Annotated in this window: 24 protein-coding genes; 10 read left to right on the top strand and 14 right to left on the bottom strand. The window is 66.0% G+C overall.

Annotated features, from left to right (window positions below; translation table 11 throughout):
* The 11 genes from ACRDUX_RS18030 to ACRDUX_RS18080 form a co-directional block, all read right to left on the bottom strand.
* Positions 1–279: alpha/beta fold hydrolase (locus tag ACRDUX_RS18030; RefSeq protein WP_526415387.1), on the bottom strand; the 279-nt coding region annotated here is incomplete at its 3' end.
* A 9-nt stretch (positions 280–288) separates the two neighbouring features.
* On the bottom strand, positions 289–1041 hold the full coding sequence (locus ACRDUX_RS18035) for an SDR family NAD(P)-dependent oxidoreductase (protein ID WP_526415388.1): 753 nt from the start codon (positions 1039–1041) through the stop codon (positions 289–291).
* A 21-nt stretch (positions 1042–1062) separates the two neighbouring features.
* Positions 1063–1908 (bottom strand): TauD/TfdA dioxygenase family protein, encoded by an 846-nt coding sequence (locus ACRDUX_RS18040; RefSeq protein WP_526415389.1) that lies wholly within the window; start codon positions 1906–1908, stop codon positions 1063–1065.
* A 36-nt stretch (positions 1909–1944) separates the two neighbouring features.
* Entirely contained in the window at positions 1945–2277 is a 333-nt protein-coding gene (locus ACRDUX_RS18045) for a hypothetical protein (RefSeq protein ID WP_526415390.1), read from the bottom strand.
* A 2-nt stretch (positions 2278–2279) separates the two neighbouring features.
* Complete coding sequence (locus ACRDUX_RS18050) at positions 2280–3539, bottom strand: aromatic ring-hydroxylating oxygenase subunit alpha (protein WP_526415391.1); 1260 nt, start codon at positions 3537–3539, stop codon at positions 2280–2282.
* A 38-nt stretch (positions 3540–3577) separates the two neighbouring features.
* On the bottom strand, positions 3578–4330 hold the full coding sequence (locus tag ACRDUX_RS18055) for an SDR family NAD(P)-dependent oxidoreductase (RefSeq protein WP_526415410.1): 753 nt from the start codon (positions 4328–4330) through the stop codon (positions 3578–3580).
* Between the two features lie 19 nt (positions 4331–4349).
* Complete coding sequence (locus ACRDUX_RS18060; protein WP_526415392.1) at positions 4350–5372, bottom strand: 2Fe-2S iron-sulfur cluster-binding protein; 1023 nt, start codon at positions 5370–5372, stop codon at positions 4350–4352.
* Between the two features lie 69 nt (positions 5373–5441).
* Positions 5442–5894 (bottom strand): MarR family winged helix-turn-helix transcriptional regulator, encoded by a 453-nt coding sequence (locus ACRDUX_RS18065; RefSeq protein ID WP_526415393.1) that lies wholly within the window; start codon positions 5892–5894, stop codon positions 5442–5444.
* Between the two features lie 83 nt (positions 5895–5977).
* On the bottom strand, positions 5978–7228 hold the full coding sequence (locus tag ACRDUX_RS18070; protein WP_526415394.1) for a metal-dependent hydrolase family protein: 1251 nt from the start codon (positions 7226–7228) through the stop codon (positions 5978–5980).
* Complete coding sequence (locus ACRDUX_RS18075) at positions 7225–7545, bottom strand: hypothetical protein (protein ID WP_526415395.1); 321 nt, start codon at positions 7543–7545, stop codon at positions 7225–7227. The genes ACRDUX_RS18070 and ACRDUX_RS18075 overlap by 4 nt, the downstream gene beginning before the upstream one ends.
* A 13-nt stretch (positions 7546–7558) precedes the next feature.
* Positions 7559–8824, bottom strand: a complete 1266-nt coding sequence (locus tag ACRDUX_RS18080) for an aromatic ring-hydroxylating oxygenase subunit alpha (protein WP_526415396.1) — start codon at positions 8822–8824, stop codon at positions 7559–7561.
* A 152-nt stretch (positions 8825–8976) separates the two neighbouring features.
* Between ACRDUX_RS18080 and ACRDUX_RS18085 the strand changes: the two genes are divergently transcribed.
* Both ACRDUX_RS18085 and ACRDUX_RS18090 read left to right on the top strand, forming a co-directional pair.
* Positions 8977–10434: an aldehyde dehydrogenase gene (locus ACRDUX_RS18085; RefSeq protein ID WP_526415397.1), complete on the top strand. Its 1458-nt coding sequence runs from the start codon at positions 8977–8979 to the stop codon at positions 10432–10434.
* Positions 10435–10440: 6 nt separating this feature from the next.
* Complete coding sequence (locus ACRDUX_RS18090; RefSeq protein WP_526415398.1) at positions 10441–11043, top strand: carboxymuconolactone decarboxylase family protein; 603 nt, start codon at positions 10441–10443, stop codon at positions 11041–11043.
* A gap of 1 nt (position 11044) precedes the next feature.
* Here the strand turns inward: ACRDUX_RS18090 and ACRDUX_RS18095 are convergent, their stop codons facing one another.
* From ACRDUX_RS18095 to ACRDUX_RS18105, 3 genes are read right to left on the bottom strand one after another with little or no spacing between them, the layout of a single operon-like run.
* Positions 11045–12001, bottom strand: coding sequence for an LLM class F420-dependent oxidoreductase (locus ACRDUX_RS18095; RefSeq protein ID WP_526415399.1), 957 nt, complete (start codon positions 11999–12001; stop codon positions 11045–11047).
* Between the two features lie 12 nt (positions 12002–12013).
* The gene (locus ACRDUX_RS18100) at positions 12014–12757 is read right to left on the bottom strand and encodes a hypothetical protein (protein ID WP_526415400.1); all 744 of its coding nucleotides are present in this window, start codon (positions 12755–12757) and stop codon (positions 12014–12016) included.
* Positions 12757–13677: an NAD-dependent epimerase/dehydratase family protein gene (locus tag ACRDUX_RS18105; protein WP_526415401.1), complete on the bottom strand. Its 921-nt coding sequence runs from the start codon at positions 13675–13677 to the stop codon at positions 12757–12759. Before ACRDUX_RS18105 ends, ACRDUX_RS18100 begins: the two co-directional genes overlap by 1 nt.
* Positions 13678–13798: 121 nt before the next feature.
* Here ACRDUX_RS18105 and ACRDUX_RS18110 point away from each other — a divergent pair, with 121 nt between their 5' ends.
* The 8 genes from ACRDUX_RS18110 to ACRDUX_RS18145 all read left to right on the top strand — a co-directional run.
* A complete protein-coding gene (locus tag ACRDUX_RS18110; protein ID WP_526415402.1) occupies positions 13799–14971 on the top strand; it encodes an acyl-CoA dehydrogenase family protein in 1173 nt (390 codons plus the stop codon).
* A 96-nt stretch (positions 14972–15067) separates the two neighbouring features.
* Positions 15068–15898: an alpha/beta fold hydrolase gene (locus tag ACRDUX_RS18115; protein WP_526415403.1), complete on the top strand. Its 831-nt coding sequence runs from the start codon at positions 15068–15070 to the stop codon at positions 15896–15898.
* Positions 15895–16707, top strand: a complete 813-nt coding sequence (locus ACRDUX_RS18120) for an SDR family NAD(P)-dependent oxidoreductase (protein WP_526415404.1) — start codon at positions 15895–15897, stop codon at positions 16705–16707. The genes ACRDUX_RS18115 and ACRDUX_RS18120 overlap by 4 nt, the downstream gene beginning before the upstream one ends.
* A 148-nt stretch (positions 16708–16855) precedes the next feature.
* A complete protein-coding gene (locus ACRDUX_RS18125; protein ID WP_526415405.1) occupies positions 16856–17518 on the top strand; it encodes a TetR/AcrR family transcriptional regulator in 663 nt (220 codons plus the stop codon).
* The gene (locus tag ACRDUX_RS18130) at positions 17515–17709 is read left to right on the top strand and encodes a ferredoxin (RefSeq protein ID WP_526415406.1); all 195 of its coding nucleotides are present in this window, start codon (positions 17515–17517) and stop codon (positions 17707–17709) included. The genes ACRDUX_RS18125 and ACRDUX_RS18130 overlap by 4 nt, the downstream gene beginning before the upstream one ends.
* Before the next feature lie 9 nt (positions 17710–17718).
* Entirely contained in the window at positions 17719–18954 is a 1236-nt protein-coding gene (locus ACRDUX_RS18135; RefSeq protein WP_526415407.1) for a cytochrome P450, read from the top strand.
* 43 nt (positions 18955–18997) lie between these two features.
* Complete coding sequence (locus ACRDUX_RS18140; protein ID WP_526415408.1) at positions 18998–20167, top strand: amidohydrolase family protein; 1170 nt, start codon at positions 18998–19000, stop codon at positions 20165–20167.
* The coding region (locus tag ACRDUX_RS18145) for an aminopeptidase P family N-terminal domain-containing protein (RefSeq protein ID WP_526415409.1) at positions 20164–20473 on the top strand (310 nt) is incomplete at its 3' end. The genes ACRDUX_RS18140 and ACRDUX_RS18145, both read left to right, overlap by 4 nt.

Below are 20473 nucleotides of genomic sequence, written 5' to 3' on the forward strand. Positions count from 1 at the left end.
CACGTGAACGGGTCCATCGGTCACTGCATTCACGACGGCGCCGACGTCCGTGCTCAAGGTCGCGAGGTCGTAACCGCGTTGCGGGCTACCGCTTCGGCCGTGTCCCCGTAATTCCACGACGACCGTCCTACGCCCGAACTCCGGCAGCACTGCGGTGTAATCATCGGCGATGTCCGTCATGCCTGGCACGAAGACGATCGGCGCGCCGCGATCCCCACCGCCCGAGTCGAGGTAGTGAATGCGGGCGTCGTCGTTCTCGGTGAATCTCGAAATGGCCATGATTCGAAATCACGCCCCCAGCATCATCAGACCGCCGTCGACCGCGATCAACTGGCCGGTGATGAACCTCGCGCCACCGCCAGCCAGGAACACCAACACTGGCCCGAGGTCACGAGTGGGATCACCGAGCTTGCCACCCAGCGGGATCGTCGCGGCGATCTGCTGTTCGACGAGCGGCAGGAGGTCCGGCCCGAGGAAGTCCCGGAGGCGTTGCGCTCCTGGCGTTTCCACGGCGGGTGCCAAGGCGTTCACGGTGATGCCCCTGGCGGCCCAGGTCTTGGCGGCCGAGCGGGTCCACGAGGCGACGGCCGCCTTGGACGCGGCGTAGATCGCCGACATCGGACTGCCCATCACGCCCTCGCTCGAGCCGAAGTTGATGATCTGCCCACCGCCGTCGGCCATCGCCGCTGCGGCGGCCTGGTTGGTCAGGACGGTCGAGGTGAAGTTGGTGTCCAGCACGTGTCGGATGTCGTCGACTTGGATCTGACCGGGCACGCCGGGGTGCCAGAGGCCGGCCGCGTGGACCAGCACGTCGAGTCCGCCGAGGCCGGCCACGACGTCGCGGAGGGCCGCGTCGACCGAGTCCGGCTCGGTGGCGTCGCACTGCAGCCACTCGGCGCTCGAGTCCCCGGAAGGTGGAGTGCGGTGGTACGTCGCTGCCACCCTGGCGCCCGCTGCCGTGAGCACGGCGACCGCCGCGGCGCCGATGCCCGTCGCACCCCCGGTGACGAGAATGCGCTTGCCGTCGAGTTCTTCGGTCATGTCCGAGGACTCTACGACCCGTTACCGGATCGGCTCGTCACCCAGCACGGTCGTGCGCAACATCCAACGCGGAGAATCGGGATCGTAGGGCGCCGCACGATGGAGGACACCGTTGTTGTCCCAGATCACCGTGTCGCCGACCGACCAGTGATGGCGGTACACCAGACTGGGTTGGGTGGCCCGGTCGAGCAATTCGGCGAGCAGTGCTTGTCCTTCGTCGCGGTTCATGCCGACGACGTAGTGCGCAGATGCGCCAAGCACCAACGACTTGCGCCCACTGCGATGGGTCCACACGAGCGGATGTTCATGGGTGGGACGAGCCCGCCACCGCGCCACCAACTCTGGCGAGGGATCCGGGTTGATGCGGCTCTGCGACGCCTCGAGCGAGTGAACTACTCGCAGCGAGTCCAACCGCTCCTTCTCCTCATCACTGAACGCCTCGTAGGCGGCATAGGAATTGGCGAACTCCGTCTCGCCCCCGGTCCGGGCGACTTGGACCGCGCTGAGCACAGTCGCCTTCTGTGGGCACTCGTCACCGGTCGGCGTACAGCCGTCGATGTGCCAGTCGAAGGTGGCGCGCAGATATGCGGCCGAGGCATTCTTCGACTTGTCGAGCGTGATCGGGTAGATCCCCGACACCGGATGTTGGCCGTCCGCCGAGAAGTCCACCTCTCCGAGCCTGCGGCAGAACGCCACCTGCGCTTCGGGATCGAGGTGGAGGTTCGGGAAGACCAGGACGCCGTTGTCCTCAAGGGCGTCGAGTACTGCTGCACCCAGCAGATCGTCGTTCGCGAGTCGGTCCGGGTCGACGCCGACCACTTCGGCACCTACGGAATCGGTCAGCTTGTTCAACGTCAGCAGGCTCATCGCCGCTCGTCCTCTCTCATGGGGTTCTCGGTGGCATCACGGCACCGGCGCGCTGACGCGGTCGATGATCGCGTCGGCCGAGTCGGCGGGCTTCTGGGCACCGAAGACCTCAACGGCCATCGAGACCATGATCATCGAATACACCAGGTGCAGTAGGTTCAGCGCGTCGTCTGAGATGTCTTCGAGCGGGAACTTGTCGCAGTAGTCGATCGCATCCTCGAACCGTGGCGAGAACGCGTCGTAGAACTCGCGGATGTCGGGCATCGGGGTGGCCAGCCGCGCTTCCCATCGCTCCGCTTCAGTGGCCAGGCACCATTTCTCGGCGAACGGCTCGAACTCGGCAAAAGCGCTCGGCAGGAGGGAAGTCATCGTCACACCCCGGCCGGGCTGAGTTCGTCCTTGTACCGTTCGACCCAGTCCACCGACACCTTGTGGAGATGCCGAACGAGGATCTCCTGGTCGCTGATCGGGTATTGGTCGACGACGTCGTACTCAAGCGCTGCTTGAGTGCCGCCGAGCATGCCTGCGTCCTGAAGCGCGAACTCCTTGAGCACTACCGAGGCGACCTCGTGTTCGATGCGCTCGCGCACCGTGCGCGCAGGGTGAAAGGCGTTGTAGGCCTCGAACTCGTGGGTGTTGTGCGACGTCGGCCAGTAGCGGTACAGCAGATACCATCCGTGATAGATCAGGATCTCCAGATTCGGGAAGATCTGGAAATTGGTGATGCCCCAGGGCTCGATGCCACCTGGGTTCAGCCCGGCCGAGAAGTGCGTCTCCGGGGTGCGCCACGGGCCGACCAGGCCGCTGCGGGTGGCCCGTTCGACGGGATACATGTACTCGGGCGCGAGCAGCCAGCGTCTGGTGCCCGCCGTGGACACCAGGCGGTGCGGCCCGTCGAGCTGGAAGTGGCCGCATTCGAAGGTCTGGTCGGGCTGACGGACCGCGGTCGGAATCTGCTGCGAGTGCAGCGATGGCACGTGGTAGTACTCCTGGAACGCGTCGGCGAAGATCTTCCAGTTGCTGTTGTTGTGCGCTACGAAATCGTAACGCTCCGTCATCATCTCGAATGGATAGTCGTCCAGGGCGGTGACCATCGGACCCAGGAATTCGCGCAGCGTCTGGCGCGGCTCGTCATCGAAGTTGACGAAGATGAAGCCGTTCCAGACGTCGCAGTGCACTGGGCGTAGTCCGTAGCTGTCCTTGTCGATGTCGAAGAACTCGCCCTCCTGCTGCACGAAGGTCAGTGCACCCTCGAGGTCGTAGCGCCACGCGTGGTACTTGCAGGTGAACTGCCTGCAGACGCCCTTGGTCTCCTGGCGGGGAAAGTCGTTCCACACCAGCTTGTTACCGCGGTGTCTACAGATGTTGTGAAAGGCCCTGATGACCTGATCCTTGCCGCGGACCACGATGATCGAGGCGTTGGCAGCGTCGATCTCCTTGGTCAGGTAGCTGCCGACGCGCGGCACCTCCTCCACCCTGGCGACGTTGAGCCAGGCGCGTTTGAAGATGGCTTCGCGTTCGAGTTCGTAGAACTCCGGCGAGGTCGAGTCGCGGAAGGAGATGGGTCCCGTGCCCAACTCGGGATAGTGCTCAGTCCAACTTCCCTCGGCGGGTTTCGGCCAGCGCGCCATCTAATCCTCCTTTTCGTCGGTATGTTCGAACGGTCTTGTCACATCACGGATCCGCCGTTGACACCAAGCACCTGGCCGGTGATGAAGCCGGCCGCGTCGGAGCACAGGAACGCTGCCGCCGCGGCGATGTCGTCGCCGGTACCGAGGTGGCCGAGCGGGATGTTGCTCGCCATCGTCTCGTTGGATGGCAGGTTTCCGTCGGCCTGCGACTGGTGCTGCATGGGCGTCTCGATCCCCGACGGCGGGATGTTGTTGACGGTTATGCCGTGCGAGGCGTATTCGCGGGCCAGCGACTTCGTCAGCGATATCAACGCGCCCTTGGACGAGGCGTAGTGCGCCATCTTGGGCGACCCGCGCTGGGCGCTCGACGACGAGATCATCACGATGCGACCCCAGTTGGCCGCGATCATGTCGGGTAGCGCGGCCTGGCAGCAGTGGAACGTGCCGGTCAGGTTGACGTCGATGAGCCGGGCCCACGATTCCGGGGTGATGTCCAGGAACGGCGAGAAGTCCACCAACCCTGCGCTGGTGACAAGAATGCCAACCGGCCCGAGTTCGGAGCGAACCTTGGCGAACGCCTCCTCTACCGCAGGCCGATCGGTGACGTCCGCCGCCACCCCGAGCGCTTCGACGCCACCTGCGCGCAAGTTCTCCGCGACACGTTGCGCCGCATCGCCGTTGACGTCGAGGACGGCCACCCGGTGGCCGTCACGGCCGAGGGCGTGGCACGTCGACTCGCCCATGCCGGACGCGCCGCCGGTGACCACCGCCACCCGGCCCGTCCTCGTAATGTCGTGCACGGCACCCTCCCTAGTCATAGACGACCCGGACCTTCGGACTCGTCGGCACTGCCTGACAGGTCAGCACCCATCCGTCGGCCACCTCGTCGTCTTCCAATGCGTCGTTGTTGAACATCCGCGCGGTCCCGTCGACGACCCGTGCCATACAGGTTCCACACGAACCGACTTCACAAGAGGCGGGAGCCTTCAAGCCCGCCGTGCGGACGGTCTGCAGCAACGTGTTGCCGTCCCGGTACGGCGCGACGGTGGTGCGCCCGTCGAGCACGATGGTGACGTCCTCGGTGACGGTCGGGACGTCGTCGCCAACGGCGATCTCGGGGATCTGAAACCGTTCCAGGTGCGTGCGATCGGGCCGCACCCCTGCGGCCGACACCGCCGATTCCACGGTGTCCATGAAGGGCGCCGGTCCGCAGATGTAGAGATCGGCGTCGCCGGCCTCGCTGACGAACGACTCGATCTGCTCCGTTCGGACGACGCCGGCGTCTTCGTCGAGGTGGTGCTCGACGACGAGTCGATCGGGATGCGCCGCGACGAGCCGGTCCAGCTCATCGGCGAAAATCACCGAGCGTCGACTTCGATTGGCGTAGAACAGCCGAACTCGCCGTGGCGTGATCGTCAAGGCGGATCGGACCAGTGAGAACACCGGTGTGATGCCGCTCCCGCCCGCGAAGGCGACCAGGTCCCGGTCGGAGTCCCTCAGGACGAACCGGCCCTCAGGCGGGGCCGCGTCGATCTCGTGTCCCGGGGCGACGTGGTCGTTGAACCAGTTGGAGACCACGCCTGCGCGATCCCTCTTGACGGTGATGCGCAGGTCCTCGCCCAGCGCAGGCGAGGACGACATCGAGTAACACCGCAGGTACTCCTCGCCGCCCACCGCCACCCGGACCGTGAGGAACTGGCCTGCCTCATAGGCGAACTGCGGCGCCAGTGCGGACGGCACGTCGAACACCAACGACACGGCGTCGTCGGTCTCGTTGCGAACGTGCTTGATCCGAAGCGGCACGAAGCCGTCGGCGCTCAGCGTCTCGATCATCTCGAAGCGACTGTATCAAGTACTTGTCATTGGTATCAAGTGATTGATACCGGCGTCGGTGACAGACGCTCAGCTCTCGGAATGGTCGTCGAGCAGGGGATGGCCGGTGCCCTGTTCCACGACGCGCGCGAGAAGGGCGTGCAGCGTCTTCTGCTCGTCCGCGTCGAGCACGCCGAACACCTTGTTGTGTGCGGCTACTGCGTCGGCGTACACGGCCGCGGTGACGGCGCGCCCCTGATCGGTGAGGTACGCCCGCAGAATGCGGCCGTGGGCGGGATCGGGTTTGCGCTCAACCAGGCCACTGCGTTCCAGTGACGTCAGCGCGAGCTGCGCGCCCTGTGGGGTGATCAGCAGGCGGCGGGCGAGCTCGGCGCCGGACAGGCCGGGCTCGTCCGAAAGCTGACGCATCATGCCCAGCTGACCCGTGGTCACGCCGTGGCTGCTGATGGCGTCGTTGACGGTCCGCAATGAAAAGTAGAAGGCCTGCTTGAGAAGCCAGAGGATGTTGTCGGTGAGTTCCATGTTCGTCTCCCTGCGCAAGCGCGTCTGCGATGACGCTAACCCACCGACGCGCATGCGCGCGGCGGCCACGGACGCGCTGCCTGCTACGGCCGCTTGTAGATGCGGCCGTCCTTCATCACGAACCGCACGTCGAGAGTCGTGGTGATGTCACGGGACGGGTCACCGGGTACCGCGATGACGTCGGCGAGATACCCGGGTGCGAGCCGCCCGAGTTCGTCGTCCGCCTCGATGAGTTCGGCGCTGGTGATGGTCGCCGCCCGCAGCGCCTGCATCGGCGTCATACCGCGGTCGACCAACGCGCAGACTTCCTTGGCGTTCTGACCGTGGGGGATGGCGGGTGCGTCGGAACCACAGGCGATCTTGACGCCCGCCGCGATGGCCTTTGGCAGCATCGCCTGGGCGATCGGGAAGACCTCGGCCGCCTTCTTTCGCAGTTCGGGTGCGATCCGATCGACCGCCATCGACTCGGTGAGGTACGTCGTCGAGACCAGGAAGGTGCCGTGGTCGACCATCATCTGGATGGTGTCGTCCGAGGCCAGGAAACCGTGTTCGATGCAGTCGATGCCTGCCCTGATGCAGGCCCGGATGGCACTGTCGCCGACGGCATGTGCGGCAACGCGGACGCCGGCCCGGTGGGCCTCGTCGGCGATTGCCTCGAACTCGGCGTCCGAGTACTGCTGGGACCCTGGCGCGGTGCTGTGCGACATCACGCCGCCCGAGGCCGATACCTTGATGAGCTTTGCGCCGTGGCGGATTTGGTATCGCACACATGCTTGCACGTCGGGCACGCCGTTCGCGATACCCTCGGCCACGGACAGCGGCATGATGCCGGGGGCTAGTCGCTGGAACACCGTGGGATCGAGGTGCCCACCGTAGGGCGTCACCGCGTGTCCGGCCGGGTAGATCCGCGGACCCTCGTGCCAGCCGTTCTCGATGGCCCGCTGCAGCGCCACGTCAAGCAGGTAGCCGCCGGTCTTGACCATCAGGCCGAGGTTGCGCACGGTGGTGAAGCCCGCCACGAGGGTCGTGCGGGCGTTCACCGCTGCGCGCAACGTGCGGTAGGCGGGGTCGTCCTGGACGCCGTGCATCGGTGACGGCAGTCCATCCGGCCCGCCGGGTCCACCGATGAGCAGGTTGAGCTCCATGTCCATCAGGCCGGGGAGCAGGGTGACGTCGCCGAGATCGATCTCGACACCCGAGTCGGGCGGCGGCTCAGTCGGATTCACCGCGGTGATGCGGTTTCCCTCCACGACGATGACCGCGGGGGAGCGCACCTCGCCTGCCGCGACGTCGGCCCAGCGGGCGGCTCGCAGGACGATCACGTCGTCGGTCACGGGACCGGTTCGGAGAGGCAGTCCATGGAGGTCGCACCAGAGTCGGGGACGCGGGCCTGCTTCCAGCATTCGACGGGGAAGGACACCATGATCATCGAGTACAGCAGGTGCATCAGATTGAGGACGTCTTCGGGCATGTCGTCGAGAGAGAACTTGTCACAGAACGAAATTGCGTCCTCGGCGATCGCGGTGACCGCGTCGTAGAACGCCTGCATCTCGAGCATCGAGCTGTTCAGCCGCTTGGCGTAGCGCTCCCGTTCGCTCGGCAGGCACCAATCCGAGAAGCGCTCCAGGTCGGCGAATTCACTTGGCAGCATGGCGGTCACGGTGTCACACCCCCGCCGTTTTGCGCTGGTAGTCGTCGATCCAGGCGGCGGTCTCGTTGTGCAGGTGGCGCAGGAGGACCTCTTGGTCGCAGTACACGAATTCCGTGACGGCGCGGGACTCGACCATCGTCTGCGTCGCCTCCAACGTATTCGCGTCCTGCAGGCCGTATTCCTTGAAGGACACCGCAGCCAGTTCCTGCGCGATCCGCTCCCTGGGGGTCCGCGGCTGAGGAAAGTGGAGGGTGCCCTCGAAGACGTGGCTGTTGTACGACGTCGGCCAGTAGTGATAGGTGAGGTACCAACCTTGACCCCAGAACAGGATGACGAAGTTCGGGAACAGCTGAAACGAATCGAGCCCCCATGGGCGGCACTTCGCCGGGTTGATGCCGACCGGCATTTCGCCGATGTCGGGGCTGTCCCACGGCCCGAACAGGCCGCTCTGGCAGATGTCCTCCATGGGCTTTCGCATGTCGGCGTCCATCTCCCACGCACGAATCCCCGACGTGCTCACCAAGCGGTGGGGACCGTCGATGCGGTAGTGCGGCGCCTCGAAACCGGCCTCGGCGGCGGCCTTCGAGAACTTCGTCGGCGACTGGTTCGCATGCAGTATCGGTGCGTGATAAAACTCCTGGAACGCGTCCATGTACAGCTTCCAGTTCGCGTTCACCTCGGAGCGGTAGTGAAATCGTGACGTCATCTTCCCGAACGGATAGCCCGCCAGGTCGGTGATCATCGGGCCAAGGAATTCCGTCAGCGATTGCTCGGGAACCTTGGCGAAGTTGACGAAGATGAAGCCTTCCCAGAGCTCGCAGTGCACGGGCACCAGGCCGTAGTCGTTCTTGTCAAGGTCGAAGAACTCACCTTCCTGCTGGACGAAGGTGAGATTGCCGTCCAGGTCGTAGCGCCACGCGTGGTACTTGCAGGTGAACTGCCGACACGTGCCGCTGGTCTCTTCCAGTGGCATGTCGTTCCACACCAGCTTGTTGCCGCGGTGTCTGCAGATGTTGTGGAACGCGTTGACCCGTCCGTCCTTGGTGCGCACCAGTATGATCGACGTGTTGGCGACCTTCAGCTCCTTGGTGAAGTAGCTTCCGGTGCGCGGAAGTTGCTCGACGCGGCCGACATTGAGCCAGGCGCGCTTGAAGATCGCCGCCCGCTCGAGCTCGTAGACCTCGGGTGAGATGGAGTCCTCGTAGGACACCGGTCCGGTTCCGAGGTGCGGGTAGTGCTCCGTCCAACTACCTTCGGCCGGCTTGGGAAAACGAGCCATGGCTGCTCCTGTCGAATCGGCGGTCGGCGTCGACGTGCGCTCCACGAGTTCGGCACACTTCGGGGACCTCGCTGCGCCGACCGTATATGCTCGGCGTCGCAATCACAAGTAGTTGATATTGCCGTTTTGCGCGTCACGCAGAGGAGGTCTGGATGCACCGCGAAGATGCTCTGTTCATCGGTGGGACGTGGTCCGCGCCGAGCACCGATGGTGTCATCGAGGTGACCTCGCCACATTCCGAGAACGTGGTGGCGCGCGTCGCCGCAGCGTCGACCGCCGACGTCGACGCGGCAGTCGCGGCGGCACGGTCGGCATTCGACACGGGCCCGTGGCCGCGCCTGGCCGTATCCGAGCGGGTCGACGCCGTGCGCCGCCTGGTGAAGGTCTACGGCGAGCGCAAAGGTGAGATGGCCCAGGCGATCAGCACCGAGCTGGGCGCCCCCATCACGTTTGCTCAGCGCGCTCAGGTGGGCCTGCCCCTGATGATGATGAACGCCTTTTGCGACGTCGCCGAGAACTATCCGTGGCAGGAGACGCGGGCCGGCTTCTTCGGTGCCAACCTCCACATCCGCCGGGAACCCGTCGGCGTCGTGGCCGCCATCGTGCCGTGGAACATGCCGCAGTTCCTCATCGCCACCAAGCTGGTGCCCGCGCTGTTGGCCGGCTGCGCCGTCGTGCTCAAACCGGCTCCCGAAACCCCTCTCGACGCCCTGTTGCTCGCAGAGATGCTGGACGGGGTCGGCCTTCCCGCGGGTGTGGTCAGCGTGCTGCCCGGTGACGCGACGGTCGGTGAGTACCTGGTCGGTCATCCTGGGGTCGACAAGGTGTCGTTCACCGGTTCGACAGCGGCGGGTCGACGTGTCGCCGCGTCGTGCGGCGCCGATCTGAAACGGGTCAGCCTGGAACTCGGCGGCAAGTCCGCCGCCATCCTCCTCGACGATGCGGACCCGGCGACGGCCGCGGCAGGCATCCGCTCCGCGAGCCTCTCCAACAGTGGCCAGATCTGCAATGCCCTCACGCGAATTCTTGTTCCCGCCAGTCGATCTGCCGATTTCGTCGACGCGCTGGCAGCCGAGATGTCCGCCATGGTCGTCGGCGATCCGGCCGACTCCGCGACACAGGTCGGCCCGCTGGTCACCCAGCGTCAACAGCGTCGGGTGCGTGACCACATCCACGCCGGTGAGCGGGAAGGCGCCCGGTTGGTGCTCGGCGGGGCCGACATGCCCGACGGCCTCGAGCACGGCTGGTACGTACGGCCCACGCTGTTCAGCGATGCCGACAATGACATGGGCATCGCGCGCGAAGAGATCTTCGGGCCCGTGCTGACCGTCATCGCCTACGACGACGAAGAGGACGCGGTCCGCATCGCCAACGACTCGGACTACGGACTCGCCGGGTCGGTGTGGACCGACGACAGCGCCCGCGGCCTGGCCGTCGCGGCTCGGATCCGCACTGGAACCTTCGGCGTCAACCAGGGTTACACGATGGACCCGTTCGCACCGTTCGGTGGAGTGAAGGGCAGCGGTTACGGCCGAGAGCTGGGCCGCGAGGGGTTCGACGGTTACACCGATCTCAAGTCGATCGCCGTGGCCGGGCAGCAAGTGCGGTGAACACGGATGACTGAGCCGCAACGTCTTTCACCGGTCCCGTTCGAGCAGTGGGACGACGACGCCAAAGAGGCTCTGCCTGTCTTCATCCGCCGACCGGAGCTGTACGTCGGGCCTGATGCCCGACCGATGCCCAAGGTCCTGGGCGTGCTCGCCCACCACGTGCCGCTCGGTCAGGGGTGGCTGGCATTCAACGACGTGCTGGCCAAGAACGCCACCGTCGACGTCCGCCTGCGCGAGCTGATCATCCTTCGCGTCGCGTGGCTGACCCGGTCGGCCTACGAATGGAGCCAGCACACGCGGATCGGCCGGCAGGCGGGGCTCAGCACCGATCAGCTGTATGCGATCCCGGACGGACCGGGCGCCGATGTCTGGTCACCCATCGAGCGATCCGTGCTGGCCGCGACCGATCAACTCATCGAACGTCAGGTGGTCGACGACGAGACCTGGGCTCGGCTCGCGGGGCACTTCGACCGCGCGCAGCTGCTGGAGGTGCTGTTCACCGCGGGCACCTACGTCTGTTTCGCAATGGTGTGCAACTCGGCGGGCCTGCTGCCCGACCCGCCGACCGAACTCATCGATGCGCCTGAGTTGCCGAGCGCACCAACTTGACTCAGAGTTCAGAGCAGAGGGATGCGAGGAAGTCCAGCGTTCGCCGTCGTGATGCGTCGCGGGCCATGGTGTCGTCCCCGAGTGGGACCACCCGCGTAGCCAGATCGGTGACACCTGCATCGCGGTAGCGGCGCAATCTGCCGCTGATCGCGGCTTCGTCGCCCGCGGCCATCGTGTCACCGACGTCCTCGGCGTCCCCGTGTTCGAGCAGTCGGACGTAGTTGGGGGAGAAGTCCGCGTGCCCGAGGACCTCGCTTGCCTGCGCGCGGGCGTCGTCGACGTCCCGCTCCGAGCAGAGGGCCACGGGGACGCCTGCCACGATGCGCGGTACCGGTCGCCCAACGGCACTGGCTGCAGCCGTGATTCGCGGCACGACGTGTTCGCCGATAGCGCGCTCGTCGGCCATCCAGAGGAGGGTTCCCGAGGTGTGCTCACCCGCGATGCGCAACATCGCTGGTCCGAGCGCGGCGAGCAGGATGGGCACCGAGCCGGGATCGGCGACGTCCATCGGGCTATGCACGCGATAGGTGTCGTTCTCGACGTCGACCGGTCCCGGGTCGGTGAAGGCGGCGTTCATGACATCGAGGTAGTCGCGCACCAAGTGGGCCGGGCGGTCGTACGGCAGGCCGAGTTGCCCGTCGATGATCCAGTGGTGCGACGGACCAACGCCGAGCGTGAACCGGCCCGAGCAGGCCGCCCCCGTGGTGAGCGCCTGCTGTGCGAGCGCGATGGGGTGCCGCGTTTGAAGTGGCACGATGGCGGTGCCGATTTCGATGCGCGTCGTGGCCTGCCCGGCGAGCGCGACCGCGGTCATCGCATCCAGGTAGCCGGGAACCTGCGGAATCCAGAAGGAGGCGAAGCCGGCATCCTCGGCGGCCACGGCATCGGCGATGAGCCCGGCCAACCGATCGGCGCGGGAGCGCACCTTGTCGGAGCCGACCATCAAGCCGACGCTCATCGCGCCCACTCGTCATGGCACATATCGGTCCCATTCGTGGGGGACGACCGGGTGAAACGGTGCGGCGAAGAGGGGCTCGATACCCGTTGCGCCCCAACGACCTTCGAGAACGGGCCGCAACCGCGCCGCGGTGTCGACAGGGTCGTCGTCGAGGAAGCAGTAGGTGAGTTGCTGGCCCGCCTGCGCGGACGCGAGTCGCGGGTCGACGTCGAGTGCCGTCGTTGACCACACCCCGGCGACACCGTCGATCCCGACCAGATCTGCTGCCGACGCCTCGCGATCCTCCAGCAGCAGATAGCACCCGCGGATCGGCCACCACGGCAGGACGTCGGAGCCCACCTTCACTCGCGGCGCCGCGACTTTGTCGCGCACTCCGTACACGCCACGCTCGACGTGAGGCAGTAGGGGCAGCTTGCGCCCTGCCGCCCCCAGCGCCTTGGACAGCGCCAGGAACCCGTCCATGCCCCCGACGTCGGAGAAGAAGTACGACATCACGTGGTCGACCGCATCGAAGCGGTCGTGGGTCGCCGCCCTGGCCGCCCGGCAAGCAGGAGTCGACACCAGGCGCAACGACGCCCGAACCGCGCTCAAGCGGTGTTGCTCGGGCCGATGATCGAGCGTGTGCCACTGCAGGTATTCGGCGTCGGTACCCTCGGGGTGGCGCGTCGCCATCGAAACGAACACCGTGGTGATGTCGCCGTTTCCATTGCCGACGACGTCGGAGACCTCGTCCGACGGCATCCCTGGAAGCAGCATCAGCGTCGGACTTCCGTGGTGGCCGGAAGCTCGATCTCGGGATGGCGGGCTTCGACCATCTTCCGAAAGCCTTCGCGCCATGGCACTTTCGTCCGTCCGAGTAGCTGGTGCATGTACGTCACGTCCGGCCACAGCGGGGTATGCGCGTCGGGCGTGTAGTTGAAGATCGGCTCGACCCCGACGAGTTCGCCGAGATAGGTGCAGTAGTCCTCGATGCTGACCGTCTCACTGCCTGCCCAGTTGACGACGACCGGCGGGGTCGCGGCGACCTCCATGGCGCGGATGCCGAACTCGACGTAGTCGTCCTCGTAGATCGGGTTGTAGTTGTTCGGCCGGTCGGGATGAAGCCGGATCGGCTTGCGCGCGAGAATCATCTCCAGCCGATCGGCGGGCGCACCACCCTCCGGCCCGTAGGTGGAGCAGATCCTGATGATGGTCAGCGGGATCTCGTACTTCTTCGCAATCCACGTGCAGACGGCTTCGGCGGCCACCTTGGAGAAGCTGTAATTCGGGCGCAGCGGCACCCCCGGCGGGTCTGCTTCGGTCAGCGGTCGTTGCCCCTGGTAGCCGTAGATCGACCCCGTCGAGCAGAACACGAATCCCTTCGCGGCGCGGCAGTGATGGAGCAGTTCACCGGAGTTCTGCGCGTTCGTCTCCACGCAGCGAGTCCAGTCGTCGGCGCCGGTGTCGACCGCGGCATGAAAGACGTACGTGAAATCCTCTGGGAGCGCCGAGAAGTCACCGGTGCTGACGTCGAGTGCAATCGGGGTGATGCCCGCGTCGGTCAGCCTCTGCTCGTCGCCTGGGCGCTGCAGTCGGGCCACACCCCAGACCTCGTTGCGCGGTGCCAGCGCCCGTGCGATGGGAAAGGCGATCTTTCCCGTGGCGCCGGTGATGAGGATCTTCTCTCCGTCGAGCACTCGTGCTCCTCCGCTTGCCAACCGTCTCCACGGTCTCTGCGCACCAGTGAATATCAATACCTTGATATCTTCAAGTAGGCGGCCTCCTCGACGGGGGCGCCACCGCCGAGCGAGGAGTGCCGTGCAGCTCACCTTCGATGCCGACGTCGAGGACTTCCGCGCCGAGTTCGTCGCGTTCCTCGACGAGCACCTCCCGACCGAGGCTGAAGCTGCGGAGCGATCTCGCTCGACGTCGCACGTGCCCGAGTGGGCCAGGCGGTGGCAGCGCCTGCAGTTCGACCACGGCTGGTTGCTGCCGGGCAACCCACCCGAGTACGGCGGCCGCAACGCGGGCATCCTCCAGCAGTACGTGCACCGCGAGGAACTCTCGCGCAGGCGGCTGTACCACTCGTTCAATCCTCAGGGTGTCGGGATCATCGCGGCGTCGCTGCTGACATTCGGGACACCGCAACAGAAGCAGCGGTGGGCGGTGCCACTCCTGCGAGCGGAGCTGACCGCATCGCTTGGCATGAGCGAACCCGGGGCGGGCTCCGATCTCGCGGGCCTGCGCACGCAGGCGATTCTCGACGGTGATCACTTCCTGGTGAACGGGCAGAAGGTGTGGACTTCAGGCGCTCACGACGCCGACGTCATTCTCGCGTTCGTCCGCACCGACGCCGGTGCCAAGCACACGGGCATCAGCGTGCTGCTGATTCCGACCGACATCCCCGGCGTGCAGTGCAGGCCGTTCGCCGCGGTCTACGACCGCGAGCACCTCGACTTCAACGAGGTGTTCCTGACTGACGTTCGGGTGCCCGCCGAGAATCTGGTCGGCCCGCTCAACGGTGGTTGGAAGGTGGCGAACGGGTCGCTGGGCCACGAACGAACGCTGATGTGGACGAGTTTCGCCAACCGGTTGAAGGATCTCCTCGAGGGCTTCCGCCCGGTCGGGGCGCTCGACCGCGACCGCTACGCGACGATCGCGATGGATTACCAGGCGCTGCGGCTGCAGGGATCGGCGGCCCTGGCACGGGCCGCCCGCGGCGAGGACGACGCCTCGGCGGTGTCGGTGCTCAAGGTGCTGGGTTCCGAAGCCGAACAAAACGCGGCCAGACATGCTCTCGACGCCGCAGGAGCGGACGGCCTGATGGACCCCGCGTTCACCGCCGCGATCAATCCGTATCGTCCAGACTTGTTCGCCGCCAGCTGGTTTGCGCGTTACATCGGCACCTATGCGGGCACGATTGCGGGCGGCACCTCGGAGATTCAGCGCAACATCATCGCCCAACGGGTACTGGGCCTGCCTCGAAGTTGAGGTGGGCGGGCCGGATCCCTCGCCTAAGCGCTTCGTACAGTTCCTCGCTGCGAGAATGCAGCTCTCATGATTTGCAAATGCCAGTATCGTCGGCCCGTGGAGTTTGAGCGCAAGACGGTTGTCGTGGATGGACTCGTCACCGGGTACCTCGAGGCAGGCGAGGGCGATCCCGTCGTGCTGCTGCACGGCGGTGAGTTCGGCGCCAGCGCGGAACTGGGTTGGGAACACACCATCGGCGCTCTCGCGACGCACCATCGCGTACTGGCTCCCGACATGCTGGGTTACGGCGATTCCGCGAAGGTCCTCGACTTCGTCGACGGTCGCGGCATGCGGATTCGGCACGTCGCCCGGTTCTGCGACGTGCTGGAGGTTGGTGCCGCCCACTTCGTCGGCAACTCGATGGGGGCGATCAACCTTCTCGTCGACGCCACCTCCGAAGCGCCCGTACTGCCGGTGCGGACGCTCACGCTGATCTGCGGCGGCGGCGAGATCCAGCGCAACGAGCACGCCGATGCGCTGTATGACTACGACGCCAGCGTCGAGGGCATGCGCCGGATCGTGACGGCGCTGTTCTTCGACCAGGCCTACGCCGCGGACGAGCAGTACGTGCGGCGCCGCCACGAGTCGAGTACCGCGCCCGGCGCCTGGGAGGCGATCGCGGCGGCGCGCTTCCGCAGGCCTGGGGCGACGCCCCCAGCGAGTCCGCCGACCGCCCGCGCCTACGACCGCATCACGGTGCCGACGCTCGTGGTCGAGGGTGCAGGCGACAAGCTGTTGCCCCGCGGTTGGGCCGCCGACATCGCGGGCAGGATCGAACACGCACGCTCAGCGGTGGTCGACGGTGCGGGCCACTGCCCGCAGCTCGAACGGCCCGACGCGCTGAACGCGTTGCTTCTCGAATTTCTCGAAGGGAGTTCTGCGCTATGACGAACGAGTTGGACGGCAAGGTGGCGATCGTCACCGGCGGGGCGGCGGGGATCGGCAGAGGCGTCGTCGAGAGGTTTCTCGCCGAGGGCGCCAAGGTGGTGATCGCCGACGTGCAAACCGAACTCGGCGAGGCCCTGGCCGACGAAGCGGGCGGCGACGCGGTCTTCCGCCACGCAGACGTCGGCGATCAGGCCCAGGTCGGTCGACTCGTCGACTTCGCGGTCGAGACGTTCGGGGGACTGCACGTGATGGTCAACAACGCTGGCATCTCGAGCCCCCTGCGGCGCGGGCTCTTCGAGGAGGATCTCGAGGAGTTCGACAAGGTCATGCGCGTAAACGTGCTCGGCGTGATGGCGGGTACCAGGGACGCGGCCAGGCACATGGCCTCGGCGGGCGGTGGGTCGATCATCAACATGTCCTCGATCGGCGGCATCCAGGCGGGTGGCGGGGTGTCGACTTACCGAGCGTCCAAGGCCGCGGTCATCCACTTCACCAAGTCGGCGGCAATCGAGCTGGCGCAGTACGAGATTCGGGTGAACTGCATCGCTCCTGGCAACATCCCCACGCAGATTCTGAAGAAGTCGGCGACGGGCGAGGATCGAGATCGGCTCGAGGCCTTCGAGGCCAGGATTCGACAGCAGATGCGCGACGACCGGCCGCTGAAGCAAGAGGGCACGGCGAACGACGTCGCCGAGGCGGTCCTGTACTACGCAACGGACCGCTCGCGCTACGTCACCGGCACGGTGTTGCCGGTCGACGGCGGCACTGTGGCAGGCAAGGTGATGCCGCCGCGCAAGCCACGGGCCTGACCCACCCCCTCGGCGAAATAGCATTCCCTGTCGTCAAGACGTCCGTTCAACGACAGGGAATGCTATTTCGCCGGCCGAGATCGGACGGCGTCGAGCCGTTTTAAATCAATCGCTTGACTTAATTGACTGATCCGCGTTGACTGAGCAGGTGACCGCAGCCAGACCCCTGCGGACCGAGCGGGCCAGCACCACCCGCGAGGCCATCCTTACCGCAGCCGAACGCCTCTACGCCGAGCACGGCGTGTTCGCCGTCTCCAACCGACAGGTCAGCGAGGCCGCCGGACAGGGCAACAATGCCGCGGTCGGCTATCACTTCGGCACCAAGACCGATCTGGTCAGGGCCATCGAGCAGCGCCACCGCGAGCCGATCGAAGAGCTCAGGGAGAGCATGGTCGCGACGACGGCGGACTCAACCGAGATGCGGGACTGGGTCGGCTGCCTGGTGCGCCCACTGACCGAACACCTTGCCGTACTGGGAAACCCGACCTGGTATGCGCGTTTCGCCGCCCAGGCGATGACCGACCCCGCGTACCACGGGATGGTGGTGCGGGATGCCCTGAGCTCACCCTCGCTCGTCCAGGTCGTCGACGGCATCAACCGGTGTCTGCCCGACCTGCCGCTCGACGTCCGCTTCGAACGCAACATCATGGCCAGAAACCTGTTGATGCACAGCTGTGCCGACCGAGAACGTGCCCTCGCAAAGGGAGCGACCGTGGCCCGAACGTCGTGGCAGGCGGCCGGTTCGGGACTCATCGACGCCATCGTGGGCCTCTGGCTGGCGCCCGTCACCCCCGAGGACGCTCCGTCATGAGGGTGACCGTCGACCAGGACAAGTGCGTCTCGTCCGGTCAGTGCGTCCTCAACGCGAGCGACGTCTTCGACCAACGCGACGACGACGGCGTCGTCGTCCTCCTCGTCCGCAATCCCGGCCCCGACTCAGCCGAAGAGACCCGCAAGGCCGCCGCGGCCTGTCCAGCCCTTGCCATCGACATCGAGGAATGACGGAGAACCATGTCTGACACGCTGGCCGCCGAACACGTTTCGGCCGACGTCCCCGACTACCCCGTGGAGCGGTCAGCGCGGTGCCCGTTCGCGCCGCCGCCCGAGCTGCTCGAGGTGGGTACGGTCAAACCCCTTTCCCGCGTACGAATCTGGGACGGCAGCACGCCCTGGCTGATCACGGGACACGCCGTGGCGCGTGAACTGTTCGCCGACCCTCGCGTCAGCGTCGACGACCGCCGGTCCGGCTTCCCCCACTGGAACGAGATGATGGTCTCGACGGTCAACAAGCGGCCGCGCTCGGTGTTCACCTCCGACGCCGAGGAACACACCCGGTTCCGCCGGATGCTGTCGAAGCCCTTCACCTTCAAGCGGGTGGAGGGTCTGCGGCCCACGATTCAGCAGGTCACCGACGAACACATCGACACGATCCTGGCAGGACCGAGCCCCGCCGACGTCGTCACGGCCCTGGCCCTGCCGGTCCCGACGCTGGTGATCAGTGAAATGCTCGGCGTCCCATACGAAGACCACGAGTTCTTCCAGCACCACGCCAACGTCGGCCTCGACCGGTACGCCAAGGCCGAGGACACCATGACCAAGGGCATGAGTCTCTCCAAATACCTCTGCGACCTCGTCGAGGCCAAGATGGCGAATCCGGCCGAGGATGCCGTCTCCGACCTCGCCGAGCGGGTCACCGCAGGCGAGATCGACGTCAAGGAGGCCGCCCAACTCGGGACCGGGCTGCTCATCGCGGGACACGAGACGACCGCCAACATGATCGGCATCGGCGTGCTGGCACTGCTCGAGAACCCCGAACAGGCCAAGCTGCTCAGTGAATCCGACGATCCCAAGTTCATCGCCAACGCTGTCGAAGAGTTGATGCGGTACCTCTCCATCATCCAGAACGGACAACGCAGGGTCGCGACGGATGACATCGAGATCGCCGGAGAGACCATCCGCGGCGGCGAGGGCATCATCATCGACCTCGCACCGGCGAACTGGGACGCCACCGCGTACCCGGAACCGGACCGTCTCGACCTGACCCGCGACGCCTCCCAGCAGCTCGGCTTCGGCTACGGCAGGCACCAGTGCGTCGGGCAGCAACTGGCTCGCGCCGAGCTGCAGATCGTCTTCCACACGCTGTTCCGCCGCATCCCCACGCTCCGCCTCGCGGTGCCGCTCGACGAGGTCCCCTTCAAGAACGACCGTCTCGCATACGGCGTCTACGAACTTCCGGTTACCTGGTAGTCACCGAACAGCCCTGCAGCACAGCCCGATTGGAGTGTCAACGATGTCTACCCCAACTACCACCCTCTATCCCGCCGAAGGTTGGGGGGCACCCAAGAATCGCCACGGACACTCCGACGGCACCGTTGTCGGGCTGCCCGTTGGCACCGAGATCTTCTCGGCGGACAACCACATCTCGGTCGCCGACGACATCTTCTACGAGCGCTTCCCCGAGGAACTCAAGGGTGCGGCGCCCCGCATCTGGTACGAGGACGGCGCCTACATGGTGGGCATGAAGGGCAAGGCCTGGACGGGCGGCGACTTCGGCCGTGTCCTGATGCAGTACGACGACATGGCCGGGGCGGCGTCGAACGACATCGAGGCCCGCATCCGCGAACTCGCCGAGGACGGCATCGACAAGGAACTGGCCTTCCCCAACGCCGTGCTTGCGCTGTTCCACTACCCGGACAAGGCGTTGCGCGAGCGCGTGTTCCGCATCTACAACGAGTACATGGCGGAGCTGCAGGAGCGGTCAGGAGGTCACTTCTACGGGGTCGGTCTGATCAACTGGTGGGATCCCAAGGGCACGCGCAGCACACTCGCGGAGCTGAAGTCGTTGGGACTCAAGACGTTCCTGCTGCCACTGAATCCGGGCAAGGACGACGACGGCAACATCTACGACTACGGCAGCACCGCACTCGACGCGGTGTGGGACGAGATCGAGGAAGCCGGCCTGCCGGTCGCCCACCACATCGGCGAGACCCCGCCAAAGACGCCGTGCGAGAACAACAGCGTCGTCGTCGGCATGATGGTCAACGTCGACTCGTTCCGCGAGCAGTTCGCCAAGTACGTCTTCTCCGGCATTCTGGACCGGCACCCGAAACTGCAGATCGGCTGGTTCGAGGGCGGGATCGCCTGGGTCCCGACCGCCTTGCAGGACGCCGAGCACATGCTGGCTTCCTACCGTCACATGTTCAACCACGAGCTCTCCCACGAGGTCCGGCACTACTGGGACAACCACATGAGCGCATCGTTCATGGTGGATCCGCTCGGACTGCAGCTGATCGACCACATCGGCGTGGACAGGGTGATGTGGTCGTCGGACTATCCGCACAACGAGAGCACGTTCGGATATTCGGAGAAGTCCCTGGCGACGGTCGTCGAGGCCGTCGGTGCGGAGAACGCCGTGAAGATCACTAGCGCGAACATCAAGAAGTTCCTCGGTATCTCATGACCACATTCGCGACCTCGGGCGCGGCTGCCCTCGACATACCAGACCTGCCCGATCGCGGCCGGATGTACCGCGAGATCGGTGCGCGCCTGCGCTCGGCGATGAAGGACAAGGGCGTCGACGCGCTCGTCCTGCTCGGCAACGGCAACGTCGTGTACGCGACGGGCTCGAGCTGGCCGCTGCTGGACGCGGGCCTCTCGCACGTGGAACGGCCGATCACGATCGTGCTGGCCGACGACGAGCACCCGCATCTGTACATGCCGTTCCGTGAGGGGGCGGTGTCGGAGTCGCAGCTGCCCGCCGATCACG

The sequence above is a fragment of the Mycobacterium sp. genome (assembly GCF_050701675.1).
Classification (GTDB): Bacteria; Actinomycetota; Actinomycetes; order Mycobacteriales; family Mycobacteriaceae; genus Mycobacterium.